The sequence below is a fragment of the Paenibacillus sp. FW101-FHT12H11 genome (assembly GCF_058790355.1).
Genome location: NZ_JBYTCO010000008.1, coordinates 242,508 through 259,686 on the forward strand (window position 1 = coordinate 242,508; position 17,179 = coordinate 259,686).

General features: G+C 46.9%; 14 protein-coding genes and 1 riboswitch. Of the genes, 2 read left to right on the forward strand and 12 right to left on the reverse strand.

What is annotated here, in order from left to right; genetic code table 11:
* Positions 1-68 precede the first annotated feature (68 nt).
* The 6 genes from AC3WTJ_RS25490 to AC3WTJ_RS25515 all read right to left on the reverse strand — a co-directional run bounded on the left by AC3WTJ_RS25490 (position 69) and on the right by AC3WTJ_RS25515 (position 6,383).
* Positions 69-1,307, reverse strand: a complete 1,239-nt coding sequence (locus tag AC3WTJ_RS25490; RefSeq protein WP_492524204.1) for a TolB family protein — start codon at positions 1,305-1,307, stop codon at positions 69-71.
* A 132-nt stretch (positions 1,308-1,439) separates the two neighbouring features.
* Positions 1,440-1,895, reverse strand: a complete 456-nt coding sequence (locus tag AC3WTJ_RS25495) for a CBO0543 family protein (RefSeq protein WP_492524205.1) — start codon at positions 1,893-1,895, stop codon at positions 1,440-1,442.
* An 87-nt stretch (positions 1,896-1,982) separates the two neighbouring features.
* On the reverse strand, positions 1,983-2,840 hold the full coding sequence (locus tag AC3WTJ_RS25500; protein WP_492524206.1) for a bifunctional 5,10-methylenetetrahydrofolate dehydrogenase/5,10-methenyltetrahydrofolate cyclohydrolase: 858 nt from the start codon (positions 2,838-2,840) through the stop codon (positions 1,983-1,985).
* A 56-nt stretch (positions 2,841-2,896) separates the two neighbouring features.
* Positions 2,897-2,975: riboswitch (ZMP/ZTP riboswitch) on the reverse strand.
* A gap of 37 nt (positions 2,976-3,012) precedes the next feature.
* Positions 3,013-3,501: a hypothetical protein gene (locus AC3WTJ_RS25505; protein WP_492524207.1), complete on the reverse strand. Its 489-nt coding sequence runs from the start codon at positions 3,499-3,501 to the stop codon at positions 3,013-3,015.
* Between the two features lie 178 nt (positions 3,502-3,679).
* Complete coding sequence (locus AC3WTJ_RS25510; RefSeq protein WP_492524208.1) at positions 3,680-4,201, reverse strand: hypothetical protein; 522 nt, start codon at positions 4,199-4,201, stop codon at positions 3,680-3,682.
* A 34-nt stretch (positions 4,202-4,235) separates the two neighbouring features.
* Entirely contained in the window at positions 4,236-6,383 is a 2,148-nt protein-coding gene (locus AC3WTJ_RS25515; protein ID WP_492524209.1) for an ABC transporter transmembrane domain-containing protein, read from the reverse strand.
* Positions 6,384-6,526: 143 nt separating this feature from the next.
* Between AC3WTJ_RS25515 and AC3WTJ_RS25520 the strand changes: the two genes are divergently transcribed.
* A complete protein-coding gene (locus AC3WTJ_RS25520; protein ID WP_492524210.1) occupies positions 6,527-6,943 on the forward strand; it encodes a GNAT family N-acetyltransferase in 417 nt (138 codons plus the stop codon).
* A gap of 156 nt (positions 6,944-7,099) precedes the next feature.
* On the opposite strand, the gene AC3WTJ_RS25525 is transcribed toward AC3WTJ_RS25520, so the two are convergent.
* From AC3WTJ_RS25525 to AC3WTJ_RS25550, 6 genes are all read right to left on the reverse strand, one after another.
* Positions 7,100-7,555: a GNAT family N-acetyltransferase gene (locus AC3WTJ_RS25525; protein ID WP_492524309.1), complete on the reverse strand. Its 456-nt coding sequence runs from the start codon at positions 7,553-7,555 to the stop codon at positions 7,100-7,102.
* Positions 7,556-9,111: 1,556 nt separating this feature from the next.
* The gene (locus tag AC3WTJ_RS25530) at positions 9,112-9,948 is read right to left on the reverse strand and encodes a nucleotidyltransferase domain-containing protein (RefSeq protein ID WP_492524211.1); all 837 of its coding nucleotides are present in this window, start codon (positions 9,946-9,948) and stop codon (positions 9,112-9,114) included.
* 22 nt (positions 9,949-9,970) lie between these two features.
* Positions 9,971-12,586: a GH116 family glycosyl-hydrolase gene (locus tag AC3WTJ_RS25535; RefSeq protein ID WP_492524212.1), complete on the reverse strand. Its 2,616-nt coding sequence runs from the start codon at positions 12,584-12,586 to the stop codon at positions 9,971-9,973.
* 51 nt (positions 12,587-12,637) lie between these two features.
* On the reverse strand, positions 12,638-13,516 hold the full coding sequence (locus AC3WTJ_RS25540; RefSeq protein ID WP_492524213.1) for a carbohydrate ABC transporter permease: 879 nt from the start codon (positions 13,514-13,516) through the stop codon (positions 12,638-12,640).
* Positions 13,517-13,533: 17 nt separating this feature from the next.
* Positions 13,534-14,427 carry a carbohydrate ABC transporter permease gene (locus AC3WTJ_RS25545; RefSeq protein ID WP_492524214.1) on the reverse strand — a complete coding sequence of 298 codons (894 nt, stop codon included), beginning with the start codon at positions 14,425-14,427 and terminating at the stop codon, positions 13,534-13,536.
* A gap of 73 nt (positions 14,428-14,500) precedes the next feature.
* Positions 14,501-15,769: an ABC transporter substrate-binding protein gene (locus AC3WTJ_RS25550; protein WP_492524215.1), complete on the reverse strand. Its 1,269-nt coding sequence runs from the start codon at positions 15,767-15,769 to the stop codon at positions 14,501-14,503.
* 392 nt (positions 15,770-16,161) lie between these two features.
* On the opposite strand from AC3WTJ_RS25550, the gene AC3WTJ_RS25555 reads away from it, so the two are divergent.
* Complete coding sequence (locus tag AC3WTJ_RS25555; RefSeq protein ID WP_492524216.1) at positions 16,162-17,148, forward strand: LacI family DNA-binding transcriptional regulator; 987 nt, start codon at positions 16,162-16,164, stop codon at positions 17,146-17,148.
* Positions 17,149-17,179: the final 31 nt, after the last annotated feature.

Below are 17,179 nucleotides of genomic sequence, written 5' to 3' on the forward strand. Positions count from 1 at the left end.
TTCCAAATCTCATAAAAATACAACAACCCGAACGCTGGAAAAGTGAACGGGCAGCATGTAAATTAATGCTATCGGTGAGGGTCATACCAAGCTAAAACAGTGCTCCAGTTACTCCATCCATAATAAGAAACGCCTACATCCAATTGGGAAATCAAGATCTCTGCTTTGTTTCCATCCGGATTCGAGCTCCATACTTCCGCATGGTTTCCGTCTGAACGGATCCAGGTTAGTCTATTACTCTTCCTTAGCATGTACGGACCGAAGTCCCCGTTATTTTCCGGAGGATGTGTGAGCTGCTTCTGCTCTTTATTTGAAAGGCTCAGCTGATATAAAGCGGGAAGCGGCCATACAGCATCCTCTTTGGATTCCTTGGACCTAGAAACAATGATCATGCGATCGTTTTCCCATGTAAAATCACGATCCGCATATCCTTGAGGCGTATAAGAAGCCGGTTTCAGAGCGGGCAGATCCTTGAGCTTCAAATGCTTATTCTGCACGGCAACTCGGCCTTCCCCTGCAATATAGGCGAGCCTTGCCTTCGTAGGCGACCAGGCAAACCATTGCGGGTAGTGAAGCATGTTATCCAATTGCTGGAACTGTTCGCCATCCGAAGACAACACGCATAACGCATTACCGTCCGCCGACAAAGATGCCGTAGGATGCGCTATAAACGAGATCCACTTTTTATCACTGGACCATTTGAATACGCTTGTGCCAACAGCGAAAAAGCCAGGTGACTCCGTAGGAAGCGTATAAAAATGCTTACTCTTGTTGGGATCCATTTTGGCGTCGGCCGGAACCATATACAATTCCACATTCGTCCAACCGGATGGCCTGAGCTGAGCAGGTGAAGATACCAGAAATCCACTGCCATCAGGTACCCATGAGTAGTTATCCACACCCAGAGTTACATTCTTAAAGGGTTCCACTTTATCGCGGCCAATCTTTGTGGTATTCAGAACGCCATCTATTTTAAAAGCAAGATCATTCCTATTGGGAGACCACTGAAAATTGTCGCCGCCTGGATAGACGCGATTATGTTTTTTCGCCTCCAAGCTGTACACCCATATCTCATGCTGCTGTTCTCCTAGGGCAAGTGAGTAGGCAATGAACTTTCCATCTGCCGACCATTTGGGCTCGCTTACCTTTTGATGTAACGTAACTTGCAGCTCCTTATCGTCTTTTTTGACCCATAGATCGCCGCCGCGCACAAAAGCAGCTTGTATAGATTGCTTTGGTTCAGCATATCCGACATTAGCGCATAAGACTGAAATCACCAGGCTAATGAACAACATTTTAATTTTCATCGGTTGCCCCCTTTTCAAATCGTTCAGAAATATTTTTAGCAGGTTGATCCAAATTATTCCTCAAGGGAAAACAACAAAAAAACGCTTAACAACTCCCTCTGGCCACTGGCCCGAAGAGCAATTAAACGTTTTTCATTTCCAATAACCGTATCTTACCAAAAGCCTGTAATACAAATTGACTAGGCTATATGCAAGTAGATAGGATACAAAGGTCCAACCAATATTCCAATGATTGCTGTATTCTACTTTCCCAAAAATAAACGCCAAATATTCCAGCGCAGTCGTAGCCAAGCAAAAACAGCCTATTTTCAGAAGTGTATACCGATTATTTTTTCGAATCCAATAAATCAAATAACCGGCCATAACGGGATAAAGCCCAATATCAAGCGGCAGTGCTGAAAGCGTCTCATCATTCTCAATCAAAGGGGTGAAATCCCAAAAATCCAAATAGTACCCTGTATCGTTGATTAAGCCAGATATCACGACAGTAATTGGAAAGATGAATAACACAATAGTTCGAGACTTTCTATACAAATAAATGCCAAACACCCAGGGGATTAAAAAGCCTGCAATAATGTTAAATAACATGATTTCACCTCTTTACTCTAGATCCACTAGTATGACCAGTTGTTGGTGAAAATATGATGTTTACAAAACTTGCAGGCTCGGGGCGCTCTACGCTTGTCGCTTGTTAGCTATGTTTTCAGCCGCATCGACCGTATGTTTGAGCAAGGTTGCAATGGTCACTGGACCAACCCCGGCAGGAACCGGTGTTATAGCCGAAGCCACCTCACAACAAGCCTCATAATCAACATCACCAACGTTTCCTGGATTGTAACCTGCATCTAAGACAATTGCGCCTGGTTTTAGCCAATCACCTTGAACAAAGCGGGGTTTACCCACGGCAGCTACAACAATATCTCCCAGACGCACGATATCGGCCAAATTCGTTGTTTTCGAGTGGCAGGTCGTAACGGTTGCGTTCTTATTTAGCAGCATTAGTGAGACGGGTTTGCCGAGAATTGGACTTCTTCCAATAACAACAGCATGTTTGCCTTCGACCTGAATTTCATAATAATCTATAATGGCCATAATCGCCGCCGGCGTACAGGATGGGAACTCGGCAAATCCAAAAGCATTTTGAGCAAATCCCAACGTCGTGACGCCATCGACATCTTTATCGATATGAATCGCCTCAAAAGCTGCTCTTTCATCGATATGCTTCGGGACCGGGTGTTGCAACAAAATCCCATGCACGCTGTTGTCATCATTAAGCTTGTGAATGGCTGCAATTAACTCCTCCGTCGTCGTGTGTTCAGGAAGAACTACACGAATGGATTGAATCCCCAGTCGCTTGCACGCGTTTCCTTTCATCCGTACGTAAGTCGCCGAAGCAGGATCGTCGCCGACCAACACGGTCGCTAAACAAGGAACGATGCCTTGATCGGACAAGTTTTTGATTCTGTTGTTCAGTGATGCCTTCATGGCGTCTGCGACCCGGTTACCATCCAAGATTAATGTTTCTGCTGACATTTCCATCATCCCTTTTGAGTAAATTTGAAACGCAAAAAGGTAAGGGGATATCCCCTTACCTCTGCCCAGGCGTACGGCTGATTATCTGTGTGCTCCCTCATGGTTCCCCATGTTCCGCCAGTCACACACAGTTACTTGTATGAAAACATAATAACAACTATAGCGATAGTTTTCAATGCTCTCTTCCAATTCGCCTGCAATAAGCTTCCAACTCATCGAATGAAAACTTGTAGAAAGTTAAATCATTCACAACTGATGAGTGAAATCCAGGCAAGCTGCTCCACCTAGAAACAATTGACTGTATCTCCTTATTGTCAGTAGAACTCCAGAACTGGAGCTGCTTTACGTCTGGGTTACCAGCTTTAATAAGGCTCAATAACGCCTCAAAACCACGCAGAAATAACGGTGTACGCCGATAGTGTTCCAAAATAAAGGCAATCTCGACCTGACAAATCTCTCGATCTTCATAATCATTTGCCCCTGTGCCGTACACGAAGCCTGCCGCACCTACGATATCGTAAGTCTCATCGTGGATAATCAGCATGGCATGCCCGAAGTGTAGCGGACTGCCCATGAAAGCAAGCTTCATCGCGAAAGGGTACGGCAAGTTTAAACAGGCTTGCTGCTGAATCAAAAAACGGATGTAAGCTTCGAAATCCATCTCGAACTTACACGTGCGGAATTCGAAACCCATTAAACCGGATTAGCTCGCAAATTCTCGTTGTCCTTGACGATTTTACCGAAACCGCCGCCTTTTTTCGTATCTTTATTAATGCTTGGTGGAATTACGATCATGCATAACGCCTCCTTATCAAGGGTAGTTGTCTGTCATATAGATATTATACCTTTATGAATTTATCTAAGAAACCCCTCAGATTGTTAATTTTGACACCAAATTTCATTTGTTTCCCTAATTCGCTATCCGCTTCCTGGCTCGTGTCCGCAAATCTCGCATACAATCTACATAAATATACATTGTCTGCAAGCGCTGCGAATCTCACTTCCTGAACGTCCGGATTGTCGGACATAATCTCGCTTACCAAGAAACGCAATCCCTTAATGAAGAGCCTTGATCCTCGATACGCACGGTCGGCTATGGCCATCTCTACAAAAGCGATGTGCTTATCTTCGTAATCGTGCTCTGGTGTCCCAAGGTAATAAGCACTTGCCGCAATAATACGCTGTTCGTTTTGATCCACCACCTGAATCAACTGACCATACTTGATGAACGAATACAACATCGTTATCGTGTCGGTGGCCGAATACGATGGATGCATATCCCGCCGGTTTTCCAGAATGAACAAACTCACTTTAGCCAAATCATCATCAGTGACGCAACGTTTGTAAATATTAACCGTCATAACGTTAATCTTCACTCCTTCCGCAACGAATCCTCTACATGCGGCTTAATAATGTCATCTGCAACGTTTGTAAAATTTGTGGATACTGTGCCGTCAACCGGTGAAAAGCCTCTCGTCTGACCGATAGCAGTACCGCAGGACTCAGTGCCTTCACTGTTGCATTCCTTAGCGTGTTGCGGAGCAGGGCAACTTCCCCGAAATGATCGCCATCCTGCAGAACGGCAACACGTATCTCGCCTTTGTCCTGGATATTTTTCACAATTTCAAATTTGCCTCGAACGATAATGTAGCATTTATTCCCCTCTTCACCCTCACGAACGATGACTTCGCCTTCCTTGCACGTTTCTGTTGAGAACAAGGTAGCGATATCACTTAAAAGCGCTGGCTCAATACCTTGAAAGAACGGCAGTTTAGCGAGCCGATTGACATCCACAGTCGCATGTAGACCATCGTGAGATAGATGAAACCCGATCTGTTTCTCCCAAAGATTCGCATACTCCCCCTTTTGATCCAGAAGCTCTTGATGGGTGCCGCATTCGATGATCCGACCGTCTTGAAATACATAAATGACATCGGCATGCGCGACTGAAGCCAGTCTATGTGTAACGGAAATAATCGTTTTGTCTTTCCGGCTTTGCGCTATTAACTCATTAATATCGGCCTCCGTCGCCGGATCCAACGCCGATGTGACTTCATCGAGCAGCAATAATTTCGGCTTCCGCAGAAGTGCTCTAGCAATGGACAGTCGCTGCCGCTCTCCACCCGACAGAGAGCCCCCTTCGTGGTGAATCTGCGTGTCGTATCCATCTGACCAGTTAACAATAGTATCGTGGATCCGCGCCTGCTTCGCCGCTTCTATCATTTCTGCTTCCGTCGCAGCTTCATTATTTATCAGCAAATTATCACGAATCGAAGCGTTAAACAGAAATGTATCCTGCGCAACAAGCGTAGACAGCTTTCTTAGCGACGCTTCACTTGCTTGGCGCAGATCGCAATCATTGATTGAGATGGCCCCCTGGTTCGGATCATAAAACCGTGATAGCAGCTGTAAAGCCGTGCTTTTGCCAGATCCGCTAGGCCCTACGAAAGCCACATACATGCCTTCCGTAATACGCATGCTCACTTCCTTCAATTGATGCGATTCAACGTTATATCCAAACGTCACCCGATCCATCTGAATGGAAGTAAAAGATGATGATAACGGGACAGGATTCTCCGCGTCAGGAACATCAGGCTGCTGCTCCAATAGCTCCTTCACCCGGCGGAAACTGATACTCGAATCAATGAGATTTGGAATAAGGACCGATAAATTTGTAACAGATTGACCTACCGATAAAAACAATGTAAAAAACGCCATAAAACCGCCAACCGTAATATCGTCATTAAATATTAAATACCCACCGAAACCAATCATGATACCGTTCAGAATGAGCAGCGCCGTGAGCGGCAGCCGTTCAATCAAGGCCCCGGCCATATGCAGCTTGAACCCGAAAGAGAATAAGTCGTTCATCTGTTTGCGCGCACGATCTCGGATAATCACCTGCAAGTGAAGGCCTTTGATCGTTTTGTGCCCTTTGACCATCTCGTCAATCGTATTGGCGAAATGCTCCTGCGCTTCCTTGTATCCTGTGTTGGCAGCCTCCGCACGCCCCTGCAGCAATTTCGGCCCGATAAACATGAGTGAAGACCCAGCCAGCATAGCAAGAGTTAACTTCCAATTGATTGAAAAAAGCATGACAAGACCGAGCGTCACACTTAACGTTTCCTTCATCAGAAAAGGATACGATATGCGCACGACTTTCTCCATTGCACCCATATCGGCCGCAAACCGAGTAACCAAATCACCAACCTTGAACCGTTGATAAAAAGGGAGCGATTGCTTTTGCATATGGTCAAACAGCTCACTGCGCATCTTTCGGATCATTTCCCCGCTGAGCTTGCCTAACGAGTAGTCGCCAAAAGCGCTTGCACAAATATTCAATAACCCCCCGCTGAGCAGCACCGCAAGAATGAAAATGAACGCGTGAAGATCCTTAGGCGTGAAAGCGTCATCTACCAAATATTTCAAACTTAAGGGTGAAGCAACGGAATACGCAATTTCGATGAAAATACTGCCTATGAATACAACAGATAATAATTTATACTGAGCAAATTGACGCAGTATTGTCTTAATGAAAGGCAAAGAATATCGCCACCTCCTGCTATCCATAGATTACCTTAGATCCTTTAGGCTGTAAATCGTTCTAGCAATCCTGCAGATAAAAGAGTACAATCTCTGATAATAAATAGAGTTCATATAAGTACTATTCAAAGGAGAATGCATCGGTGTCCCTTATTCGAGAAATGACAATCGAAGATTATGAGCAAGCCTTTTTACTCTGGAATCAGATTGAAGGTCTTGTATTAAGCGAGGCGGATTCTAAACCTAACATCGCGAGTTATCTGCACCGAAATAAAGGATTTTGTTTCGTTTGCCAAGCGGACAATCAGGTGGTTGGAACTATTCTGGCTGGGCACGATGGCAGAAGAGGGTTTATCTATCATTTAGCAGTAAATCCGGAATATCGCAAACAAAGGATTGGTCATCGGCTTGTAGAAGCGAGTCTTGCTCAGCTAAGAGAAATAGGCATTGAGAAATGTCACATTTTTGTCCTCGAAAATAATGATCTGGGCCATTCTTTCTGGACGGCTGCGGGTTGGGAAAAAAGAAGCGGATTTTTCGTTTATTCGAAAACGCCTTAAAGCGCGGCATAAGGATAAACGACTTCGTCGTCCTTTCAGGACGAGCGTAGATGCTGACGAGCGTAGATGCGAGGCAAAGTATAAAACTTATACTTTCTTATCGACTAAAAAAGGCTGTCCAGACCTGTTCAATCTATGGTCCAACAGCCTTTTTTTCTATAATTTCAACGTCATAAATGAGCTAAGAGGGTCTTCGGTGTAATCCGCAAACGGCTCGCAGTACTCGAAACCCGATTTCTCATACAGTTTTCTTGCCGGCTCAAAGGCTTCGAAGGAGCCAGTTTCCAGACTTAACCGCTGATAACCACGTCGCTTGGCTTCCCCGATGATGTGCTCAAGAAGCTGTTTCGCAACCCCTTTTCTAAGATGTGCAGAAGAAGTTCGCATGGATTTTATCTCACCGTGTCCGGGTTCAAGTTCTTTCATTGCGCCGCAGCCTGCTAATTGTCCTTGGTCCCATGCACTCCAGAACGTAACTTCCGGTTTTTTGAGCCCATCAATATTCAGGGCATGCATGCTTTCCGGTGGTGAAAGCTCTGACATTCCTTTCAGATGCTCCAGAATTAATTCCCTTACCTCAGGACCCGTTAAGTCATCAACCTTAATATCCAACACAGCCATAGTGAATCTCTCCTTCTCATTACTCTCTCTTTCTAAGTTATATTTTACATGAATTTGCCTAAGGTCAAAACCTTTTTTGTAAAGGAAATTTTAAGAGAAAACCTAACCGGCTAAACACTGAAACTTAACCGACTAAACACTGTCTGGCCTCATGTTAGACCCGTCGCACCATCCCATCACACTACTCACCAGATCAGCCAACTTTCACTTCACCTGCCAAAGACAAATTATACTGGAGCCGCTGGCGGGGGCGGCGGGACGGCGGGACGGCGGGACGGCGGGACGGCGGGGACCAGTGCCTGAAGCCGAGGTTGAGGCTCGGCCGTGGGGAACTACAGGGCGCTATTTCTGCAAAATAGCCCCTTTTACGTACGCAGGGGAAATATGGTCTCTTATTTCAACGGATTGGGCTGAAAGTCAGCCAAAAATGTTGAAATAAAGCCCTGTAGTTCCCCAAGAATTTGAAATGGAACAATAAGGCAGAAATAGCGCCCTCAGGTTCCGCTATGTGATACAAACAGTCAGTATGATAGGCAGCTCCTCACTTTGACCGAAAATGCTGTCATTGCTTCGAGCGGACAATCCACTAAGACGCCGCAAGCTACGGTAGATGGAAAAACTACCGTTAATCTTCCCTGCTCAAGAGCAAGGATCGAAATAACGGTAGAAGCTCCAGCTCAATTCATCGGTAGGAGACGAGAATTGGTTATACTTGGCATAATTAGCGCCAATAAATCCAGCTACTTAGGAAAAAAGTGGCATAATCGCAGCAATTAGCAGTAGGAATCGGCATCCGAGCTTAGCAATCGCCTGTCCCTCACCGGCAAGCGCCGCAAAAGAAGCAATCGTCCTCGTTAAATCCGCGCGATCGGCTGTCAGGCAAGCGAATCCCTCCTGGATCCGCTTCTCGAAATCAGCAGGTGATGCTGCAAATTGGCTGCACTGGGTTGCAGCTTCACCTCCAACCCAATGAAAACATTAAAGCCATCTCCCCGTTGTATTCTTTACAACATACAGACGCTTTTTCCGCTGCAATCTCATCTTCATTGCACAAAATACAATCATTTTAACCCTAAATGACAAAAAAGTGCCCATCTCACGCGAAATGGTTGTATAAACTACAACATAGACGAGTAAAAAGCCAGATATACTCCCATTTGGTTGTACAAACTGCAATATAGTAAAGTGTGGCACCAAGGAGTAGTTCCCCAAGAATTTGAAATGAAACAATAGGGCAGAAATAGCACCCTCAGGTTCCGCTATGTGATACAAACAGTCAGTATGATAGGCAGCTCCTCACTTTGACCGAAAATGCTGTCATTGCTTCGAGCGGACAATCCACTAAGACGCCGCAAGCTACGGTAGATGGAAAAACTACCGTTAATCTTCCCTGCTCAAGAGCAAGGAACGAAATAACGGTAGAAGCTCCAGCTCAATTCATCGGTAGGAGACGAGAATTGGTTATACTTGGCATAATTATCACCAATAAATCCAGCTGCTTAGGAAAAAAGTGGCATAATCGCAACAAATAGCAGTAGGAATCGGCGTTAAAGCTTAGCCATCGCCTGTACCTCGCCGGCAAGCGCCGCAAAAGAAGCAATCGCCCTCGTTAAATCCGCGCGATCGGCTGTCATGGAAGCGAATCCCTCCTGGATTCGCTTCTCGAAATCAGCAGGTGCTGCTGCAAATTGACTGCACTGGGCGACGGCTCCTTTTTCGTTCAGCAAATATTGCCCATTGCACGCGAACAATACTTGAACAAGGCAGCTTACCGTTCGAAACAGATGCCCCGCTGCGTAAGAAACATCGTTACGCCCAAAAGCCTTTTTAGCGTTAGCGATGGAAAAATCCGCTTCCCACATAAACTTCGCAAGGGTCGCTTGCCGCAGCGCTTCCGGGTACGGCACGGTCTTCGCCTTCATCTTAGCGACGAGACCCTCCGGATCCCAGAGCGGCCGGCAGCGCGCGACTTCGCCCATGTAGATCGATGTGCAGAAGCCATGCGGATGGCCCGGCTGATAATGAATATCGATCCGGCCGTGCCGGCAATCCTCAATGATGCCTGACACTTTGGCGGCATCCCGATACAGCACATCCAAGGGAAAGCCTCCGCTGCTAAGCCAGCCGCCGCCATTGATCCATGGCCCCCAACCGCCGATCGGCGTGATAAGACCGCTGCGGTGCTGGTCATCCAATGACTCCGCAGCTTTCTCCAAAGCTGCAACGTCAATCGGCTGCTCTAGCCGGTAGTAGACACCGATGTCAATATCCGACTCCGGTTTTTCGGTACCGCAAGCACGTGAACCGCCTAACACAATTGCAGCGATTCCTCCTACTTTTTGCAGCTGCTCTACAGCCGATTGAATAACTTGATTAGCTTCCATAGACGAATCACCTACCTTGATACTAAAACTTTACGATAAGAGTAGATAACGGATCAAGAGTGATCTTTTCTTTAAATAATACTTTCCCCTCCGCATGGTCTGCGGCTACTTCGTTCCCTCCAAGCAAGACGCTCTGAATGTCGCGCCCCTTCAACAACTCGCTGCCAAAGCTGGATAACGTCAGTGTTCCCATTTTAACCTCCAGCTCCAGCTGTCCATTAACGCTGCGGAACTCACCCCATCCGTCATTCAAGCTCCAGAAACTGCTGAACTCATCTACTTGCCACTTCGGACTAAAACCAATATGTCCTTCGACCATATCATACTCGAATCCGCTTAGCGCCAGCAGTAAACCGAAAGAAGCCATAGAGCGGGCATAATTGCTGCCGCACTCGAATTCATTCCACGGATTGCGGCGTTCGCCGTCATACCTGTCGCGAATCGCCTTCACCACACGCAGCCCTTCCGTTACATATCCTTCATAGATCATATGGCAAGCAGCCTGATATTCAAAGCCATTCATGCATTCTTCCGCGTAAGGAACAGGCACGATCGGAGAGTTCGCATCAGGCCATGAGCAGATGACGAGACCCGCCTCGTCGTTTAACCCATAAATGCGGCATGCATTCGGGTGGTCGCCTAATTGTTCAATAAAGTTGTTCTCATAGATGGAATGGACCGCACGTTTTACTTTCTCCGAATCCAGCACGTACCCTAAGCCAACCAGATGGGCAAACCACTGTCCTAACACCTGATCAATGCCACAGCCCTCACCGATCTGATATTTGTGCTCCCCTGCCTCTTCATTCCAATACACCGCTTCTGCTCCATACTTTTCGAGCACGGATCGGTCTTTGAGATCAACCATTTGATGAAAATAGCGCCCATTGAACAAATGCTCATTCGTCCATGCCGATCCTTTGAGCCTGATTGCATCGTACTCCGCCGCTGTCTCCGGCTCTCCCAGCGCATTCGCCATCTCGGCTGCAGCTTTCAAAGCCGCCAGGTACATACTTGTCAGCCAGGAATTCGGCCCGAACAGCTCCATATCGAGCGTATGGTGCTGCCGCCCTTCCATCACGCCGTCTTTGTCGGCATCCCACTGATCTTCGTTGGTCGGCTCCCAGGCAAACTCGAGCGCTTTGCGAATGTTAGGCCACAGAGAGCGCAGCCACGCTGTATCGCCGGACACTTTCCATTCGCGATATGACTTTATGATACCGCCCATTTGACCATCGGCAGCGGCTCTGAACTTGTTATCGCGTGTTGTCCGCTCTGCGGGCAGCATGAGGCGGAACGCCATTTTCCCATTTTCAAACTGGGCATACGTATAGTCAATCTTCCGCATCGAACGTGCCAGCGCCGGGAACAGGAAAGCTGTCGCTTGCTCGTAATTCCATACGTGGGTGCAAGAGCCTTCGCACGAGCCTTCGTTCGTATGCACGCCTTCAAAACCGTACAGAGTCCCATCGGTTAAACGCAGTACAGTAGGTGATTTTAAAATAGAAATATTACTGCTAATGGCATCAACGACCGTATCAGGCAGCGTAGACCCAAACAACGTATCCTTAAACAATCGCGACTCCGCATAAAGCCGCTCGTAGTTCGTCATCACGTATTTAGCCGTAGCGGTCGAATCCTCAAATAGCGTCGAATAATAATTTTTCCATGAAGGCAGTTGATCGCCGCCAGGATTCCAGAAGTTAACATAATTTGGAAAACTCCATGTAAGGATGAAGCGAAACGTCGCTTTACCGCCTGCCGGTACCGTACGATGCCCGCTTAGCAAGCCGACATCCTGATGCTTTTCGTGCACTCTTCTCGGATCTAATTTACTTGATGATTCATAATTTCGCTCCTGAAAGCGGCCTGGTCGGCGGAAATCTTTCCAGAACACGGTCAAGTTATCGAACCAGCTTCCACGGAACCAATAAGACTGATAACTGACATCATCATGATCGGCAAGCAGCGTCATATCGCCGAAATCCGCTTCATCCTCCGTATATTGAACAGAGGACATCCGAATCGCTCGTCTGCCATCTACCTCCGTTGCTTCGTTTATGGCTCCTTTGCGAAGAGGGTTCGTCAAGTTGCCTACCACACTGAGATCTAATTCTTCCGTGGAGCGATTCGTCACTTCATATTCGAAAATCGCACACGGGATCGACGAATCCCGATCGTTCAGCGGGATGAACGGATTGAAAGCCGTCAACTTGACATGAATGGGATCATCGTGATCATCGAACGCTATTTCTGCAAATGGAAATTCTCCACGAAACGACGTATTTTTAAAATGCGGAAATCCCGACATATTCTCCCGTCTAGGACCGTAGCCGTAGCCCTCGAATTTCCCTTTTCCTTCGCCGGTATAAGGTGTTTGCAAATTCCCGTTCAACACTTTGGTCAGGATCACCTCGCCTTGACGCTCCGCTTTTACAGCAAAAAAGGAAAATCCGTTAAAACTTAGCTTGTTCGGACGATTAAAAATCTCCCAATCGATCAGCCGGCCATTCCCGGCCAGTCCAATGCTGCCCGTCCCGATGCCACCAAGCGGAAACGAGATTTGATTCGTTTTGGCACCTGTATATTCAAAATTTTTCTCCATACCAAATTGCGCATTTGACTGATTCGTACTCATAGAACGCCCTCCTCAAACTCCTCATGATATAAAATCGTTCATTGTACTCACTTACACTTTAAGTCCACCCGCAGTGATGCCATCGAGCAAATATTTTTGTCCGAATATGTAAAAAAGCAGTGGCACGATGAGCGACAATGTCACCCCTGCCAGAATGGCGGAAAGGTTCCCGGTTCCAAAAGCTCCGGTTAATGCGGTCATCCCGATCGGCAGCGTCATTTTCTCAAACGAATTCAGAAAAATAAGCGGTCGGAAAAAATCGTTCCAATGGCCGATGAAGCTGATAACCGAAGTGACGGCAACTGCTGGATAGGACATCGGAAGGATGACCTTCAGAAACACCCAAATCCGGCTGGCTCCATCCATATAGGCGGCTTCATCATACGCGCTGGAGATCGACATCATCGTCTGCCGAATCATGAAAATGCCGAAAGGATTAATAAGTCCCGGCAAAATAAGCGCCAGATGCGTGTCAACGAGTCCCAGCTTCGACATCAGAATAAACTGCGGGATGATCGTTACTTGCCCCGGAATCATAAGCCCGGATAGAAAAATGAGAAATAGCGCATTGCGTCCCGGGAAAGCGATGCGGGAAAAGGCAAAGGCCGCCATGCTGGAGATAAAAATATGTCCCAGCACGATGACTAAGCAAATTTTTAAACTGTTGGTAATAAAATCGAAAAACGGTACCTTCGCAAACACCTCGGCGTAGTTGCCAATATGCCACGCTGTGGGAAAGATGGCAGGCGGCAGCGAAAACGAATCCTTTGGCAGCCGCAGCGAGGTGGAGAAGATCCACAGGAACGGGGTCAGCATTAGAAAGGATAAGAGCAGCAGCACGCCGTCCAGCAGAATGCGTCCCGGCCCTAACCCCCGTATGGCGCCCATTTTGGTCCCGGTTCCTGCTGCTTGAAGATTGGAAGCCTCCACTTGTATCAACTCCTCTCTTAATCCCTGTCATAGTTGACCCATTTCTTGCTAATCGAAAATTGAAAGACCGTCACACATAAGATGATTAAGAACAAGCTGAGCGAGAGTGTAGAGGCATACCCCATCTCATGATGCTGGAACGCCACTTCATAAATATACATATTCACGGAACGCGAAGCGTCTCCTGGTCCGCCCGATGTAATGAGGTACGGCTCATCAAAGATTTGGGTCGCCCCAATTAATGTCGTCACCAAGACAAAGAAAATCGTTGGCGAAAGCATCGGCAGCGTGATGGAAAAAAAGCGCTGTGTCTTATTCGCTCCGTCAATTTCGGCGGCTTCATACAGTGCAGCAGGTATGCTTTGAAGCCCGATTAAGTAATACAGGAACGCATTACCAATAAATTTCCAGAAACTATAGATCGCTACAGCCACATAAACCCACTGCGGGGACTGCATCCAGGCAATGGGACTGACACCAAATTTGCCTAACAAGAAATTCAGGATGCCAAAATCCTTGCTGAAAATGAACTGCCAAGCGACCGCAACTGCCGCCGAAGTCGCGAGTACAGGGAAATAAAATATCGTACGGTACAAATATTTCCACCCTTTGCCGATATTCCGATTGACCGCCAAAGCAATCAATAAACCGAGAATCGCATGCATAGGGGTTAAAATCAATACATATTTGAGCGTATTTCCATACGTCATCCATAAACGATCATCCGCGAACAAATGCTTGATATTGTCAAAACCGATCCATTTGGCCGGCGTGATCACGTTATATTTCGTAAAGCTTAAATAAAGAGTCGCTACAACCGGTTCGCCAATGAAGAGTACAAAAAATAACAACGCTGGCGCCAGAAATAACAAGCCGACAACAGTATTAGACATCTTGCGATAGGTTCCCACGCTAGACTCCTCCCATGAACCGCGGAGCCGGGCGATCCCTCCGGATCGCCGACGGACTGCCAACGATTCGGCGTCATTTTTTCAGGATAGCGTCGATTTCTTGTTTGGCCTTTTTCATGGCTGTCGCCGCATCGGATTGATTAGACAGGATCTCCGATACGTGACGGTCGAATACACCTTGAATTTCGCCATATTGCATAGGCGCTTCTACCGCTTTGGCGACATCGGCGCTTTCTGCATATACTTTCCAGTTTTGAGCCGGTGTTTTCGGCAGTACTTCGTTCATGACGGAAATGCGTGTCGGAATTGAAGTATTGGAAAGCGTCGTTTTCTGTGAGTAGACACCGCTCAAGAAAGCTGAAAGCTTATAGGCGGCCTCCGGATATTTCGTGGATTTGAGGACAGGGAACGCTCCGGAACCAAAAATGACTTTGTTCGTCTTGAACGTCGGCAAGAACTGCACATCGATATTCGTAAATTTATTTTTGTCATACGTGCCGAATGGCCATTTGCCAGCCGATATCATCGCTACCTGACCATTCATGAGCATCTGAATTTGATCATCCTTTGGCCCTGGAACCGGAGCCACTTTATATTTGTAAATGAGATCCTGGAAAAACTGCATCATTTCGATGGCGTTCGGATCGTCTAATTTACTGGTGGTCATCTCGTCATTCAGAACGCTTGCGTTATTGTTAAACAACCACGCAGAAGCGCCGAAATAATAATTCGGAATTGCAAATCCGTATTGTTTTTTGCCGTCTTTTTCCGTGGTCAGCTTCTGCGCGTATTGGAGAAAGTCGTCCTTCGTCCAGCCTTTATTTGGCATAGACAAGCCGGCCTGCTTGAGCATATCGGTATTAAAATGCATGACGACATTATTCCAGTCCCAGACAAAACCGTACGTTTTTTTGTCGATGACAAAAGGCGACTGAAGTTTCGGATGCAAATCATTGTAGTTGTCAAGTGCAGCCGGATCGGCTTTCATGTAGGTATCCAACGGGAGAAGCAAATCCTGCTTCGCAAACATTTGAATGCCTTCGATGGCAACGCGAATGACGTCAGGTGATTTACCGCCGGCGATCATCGTCTGAATTTTATTGAAATAGTCCGCCCAACCGCTGCTGACGACTTCCACCCTTTTGACCGTGATATCCGGGTTTTGCTTATTGAATTCGGCCAAAATATTCGTTAACTGCTCATCAGAGGCTTCATTTTTACTCCATACTAGCGTTAATTCCGCTTTGCTTGATTTCGATGAAGCTGGTGTTGAATTGGAGCTGCATGCAACAAGTGACCACCCGAGTGCAAAAATGAATACGAAGACCCAAACCTTTTTCATACAGGACACCATCCTTAAAAGAATGTGACGCCGCTCTCCCGTATTGGCATAATCGGTGCGGCTGATGCCTTTCTACGTTGCGATTCATGGTCCATGTCCAAACCCGTGCACGTGCACGGGAAAGACTAAAAAAATTTGCAACAAAGCAACGGTGCCATCCGGGGCGTCCCCCGCTTCGGCTAATCCTGCATCGGAGCTCCACTCACTTGCATCGTGCACGTGAACGAACTCATCTTAACAAATAAGACCCATTTTGTAAACGCTTTAAATAAAATTCGTTCCTAGTGCCTATATGCATGCACCCGCTTTACGTTCACGAGCACGTATCTTGACCTGCACGCCGAGATAAGCTACGATTAGACCACTAGAGCCTTTCACGGAGGTCCATGCCTATGAACGTTACCAGCAAACAAATCGCCGAATTGTGCGGCGTTACCAGAGGGACCGTAGATCGCGCATTAAACAACCGTCCCGGCATTCATCCGGACACACGCGATAAGATCATGCGCGTCGCAGAAGAGCTTGGCTACCGACCGCATTTCTTGGCTCAGAGCCTTGTCAAAGGACATACGAAAACACTCGGCATCGTGTTATTCGACATCCATAACCAAATTTTCTCCCAGCTCTTCCATGCCTTCGAGGCTGAGGCTCGGAAACGAGGCTATATCGTTTATTTGGTGCTTTCCAATCGGGACAAGGAGCTCGAAATGGAATATATCAACAATTTGTTGGATCGTCGTGTCGACGGCATTGCCTTGCTGCCGGCAAATGACAACAAAAAGTTCGAGTCTTTCCTTCTTCGTTCACGCACACCGATTGTAACATTCGGCAACCGGCTTACCAGTCCGTTTCCTTATATTTGGATTAACGATAAACAGGCGATTTGTGACTCTGTTGCCTTTCTTGCCGAACAAGGCTACCGCCATCTCATCTATTTAAGCCCTCCCTTGATGCGCAAAGGCAAAGAGAATATTTATGTGCCCGAGCAGCGATATCAAGGTTTCGTGCAAGCCTGTGCGGAGATTCCGGATATGCGGTTTAACATCATTGCACAGAAACAATATTTAACGGAATTAGAAACATTAATGGAAACAATGGACAGCAAATGCTCCATCCTCTGCTCCAGCGATGTGTATGCATTGGAGGTCTTGAAATGGCTGAAAGCACGTAAAATCCGCGTGCCCGACCAAGTCGGACTCATGGGGTTCGATAATATTGAGTTTCTAAAATATATCAATCCCTCTCTCACAACGGTGGATTATAATGTGAACGAAATCGGTACGAAGCTCGCAGATTTATTAATTCGCCGCATTAACGATGAGGAAGTGCCGGCCGAGACATTGATCGACCATCATGTGCTGCAAGGGGAGTCCGTCTGAGACACCGCCCAACCGGATAAAGGGAAAACCA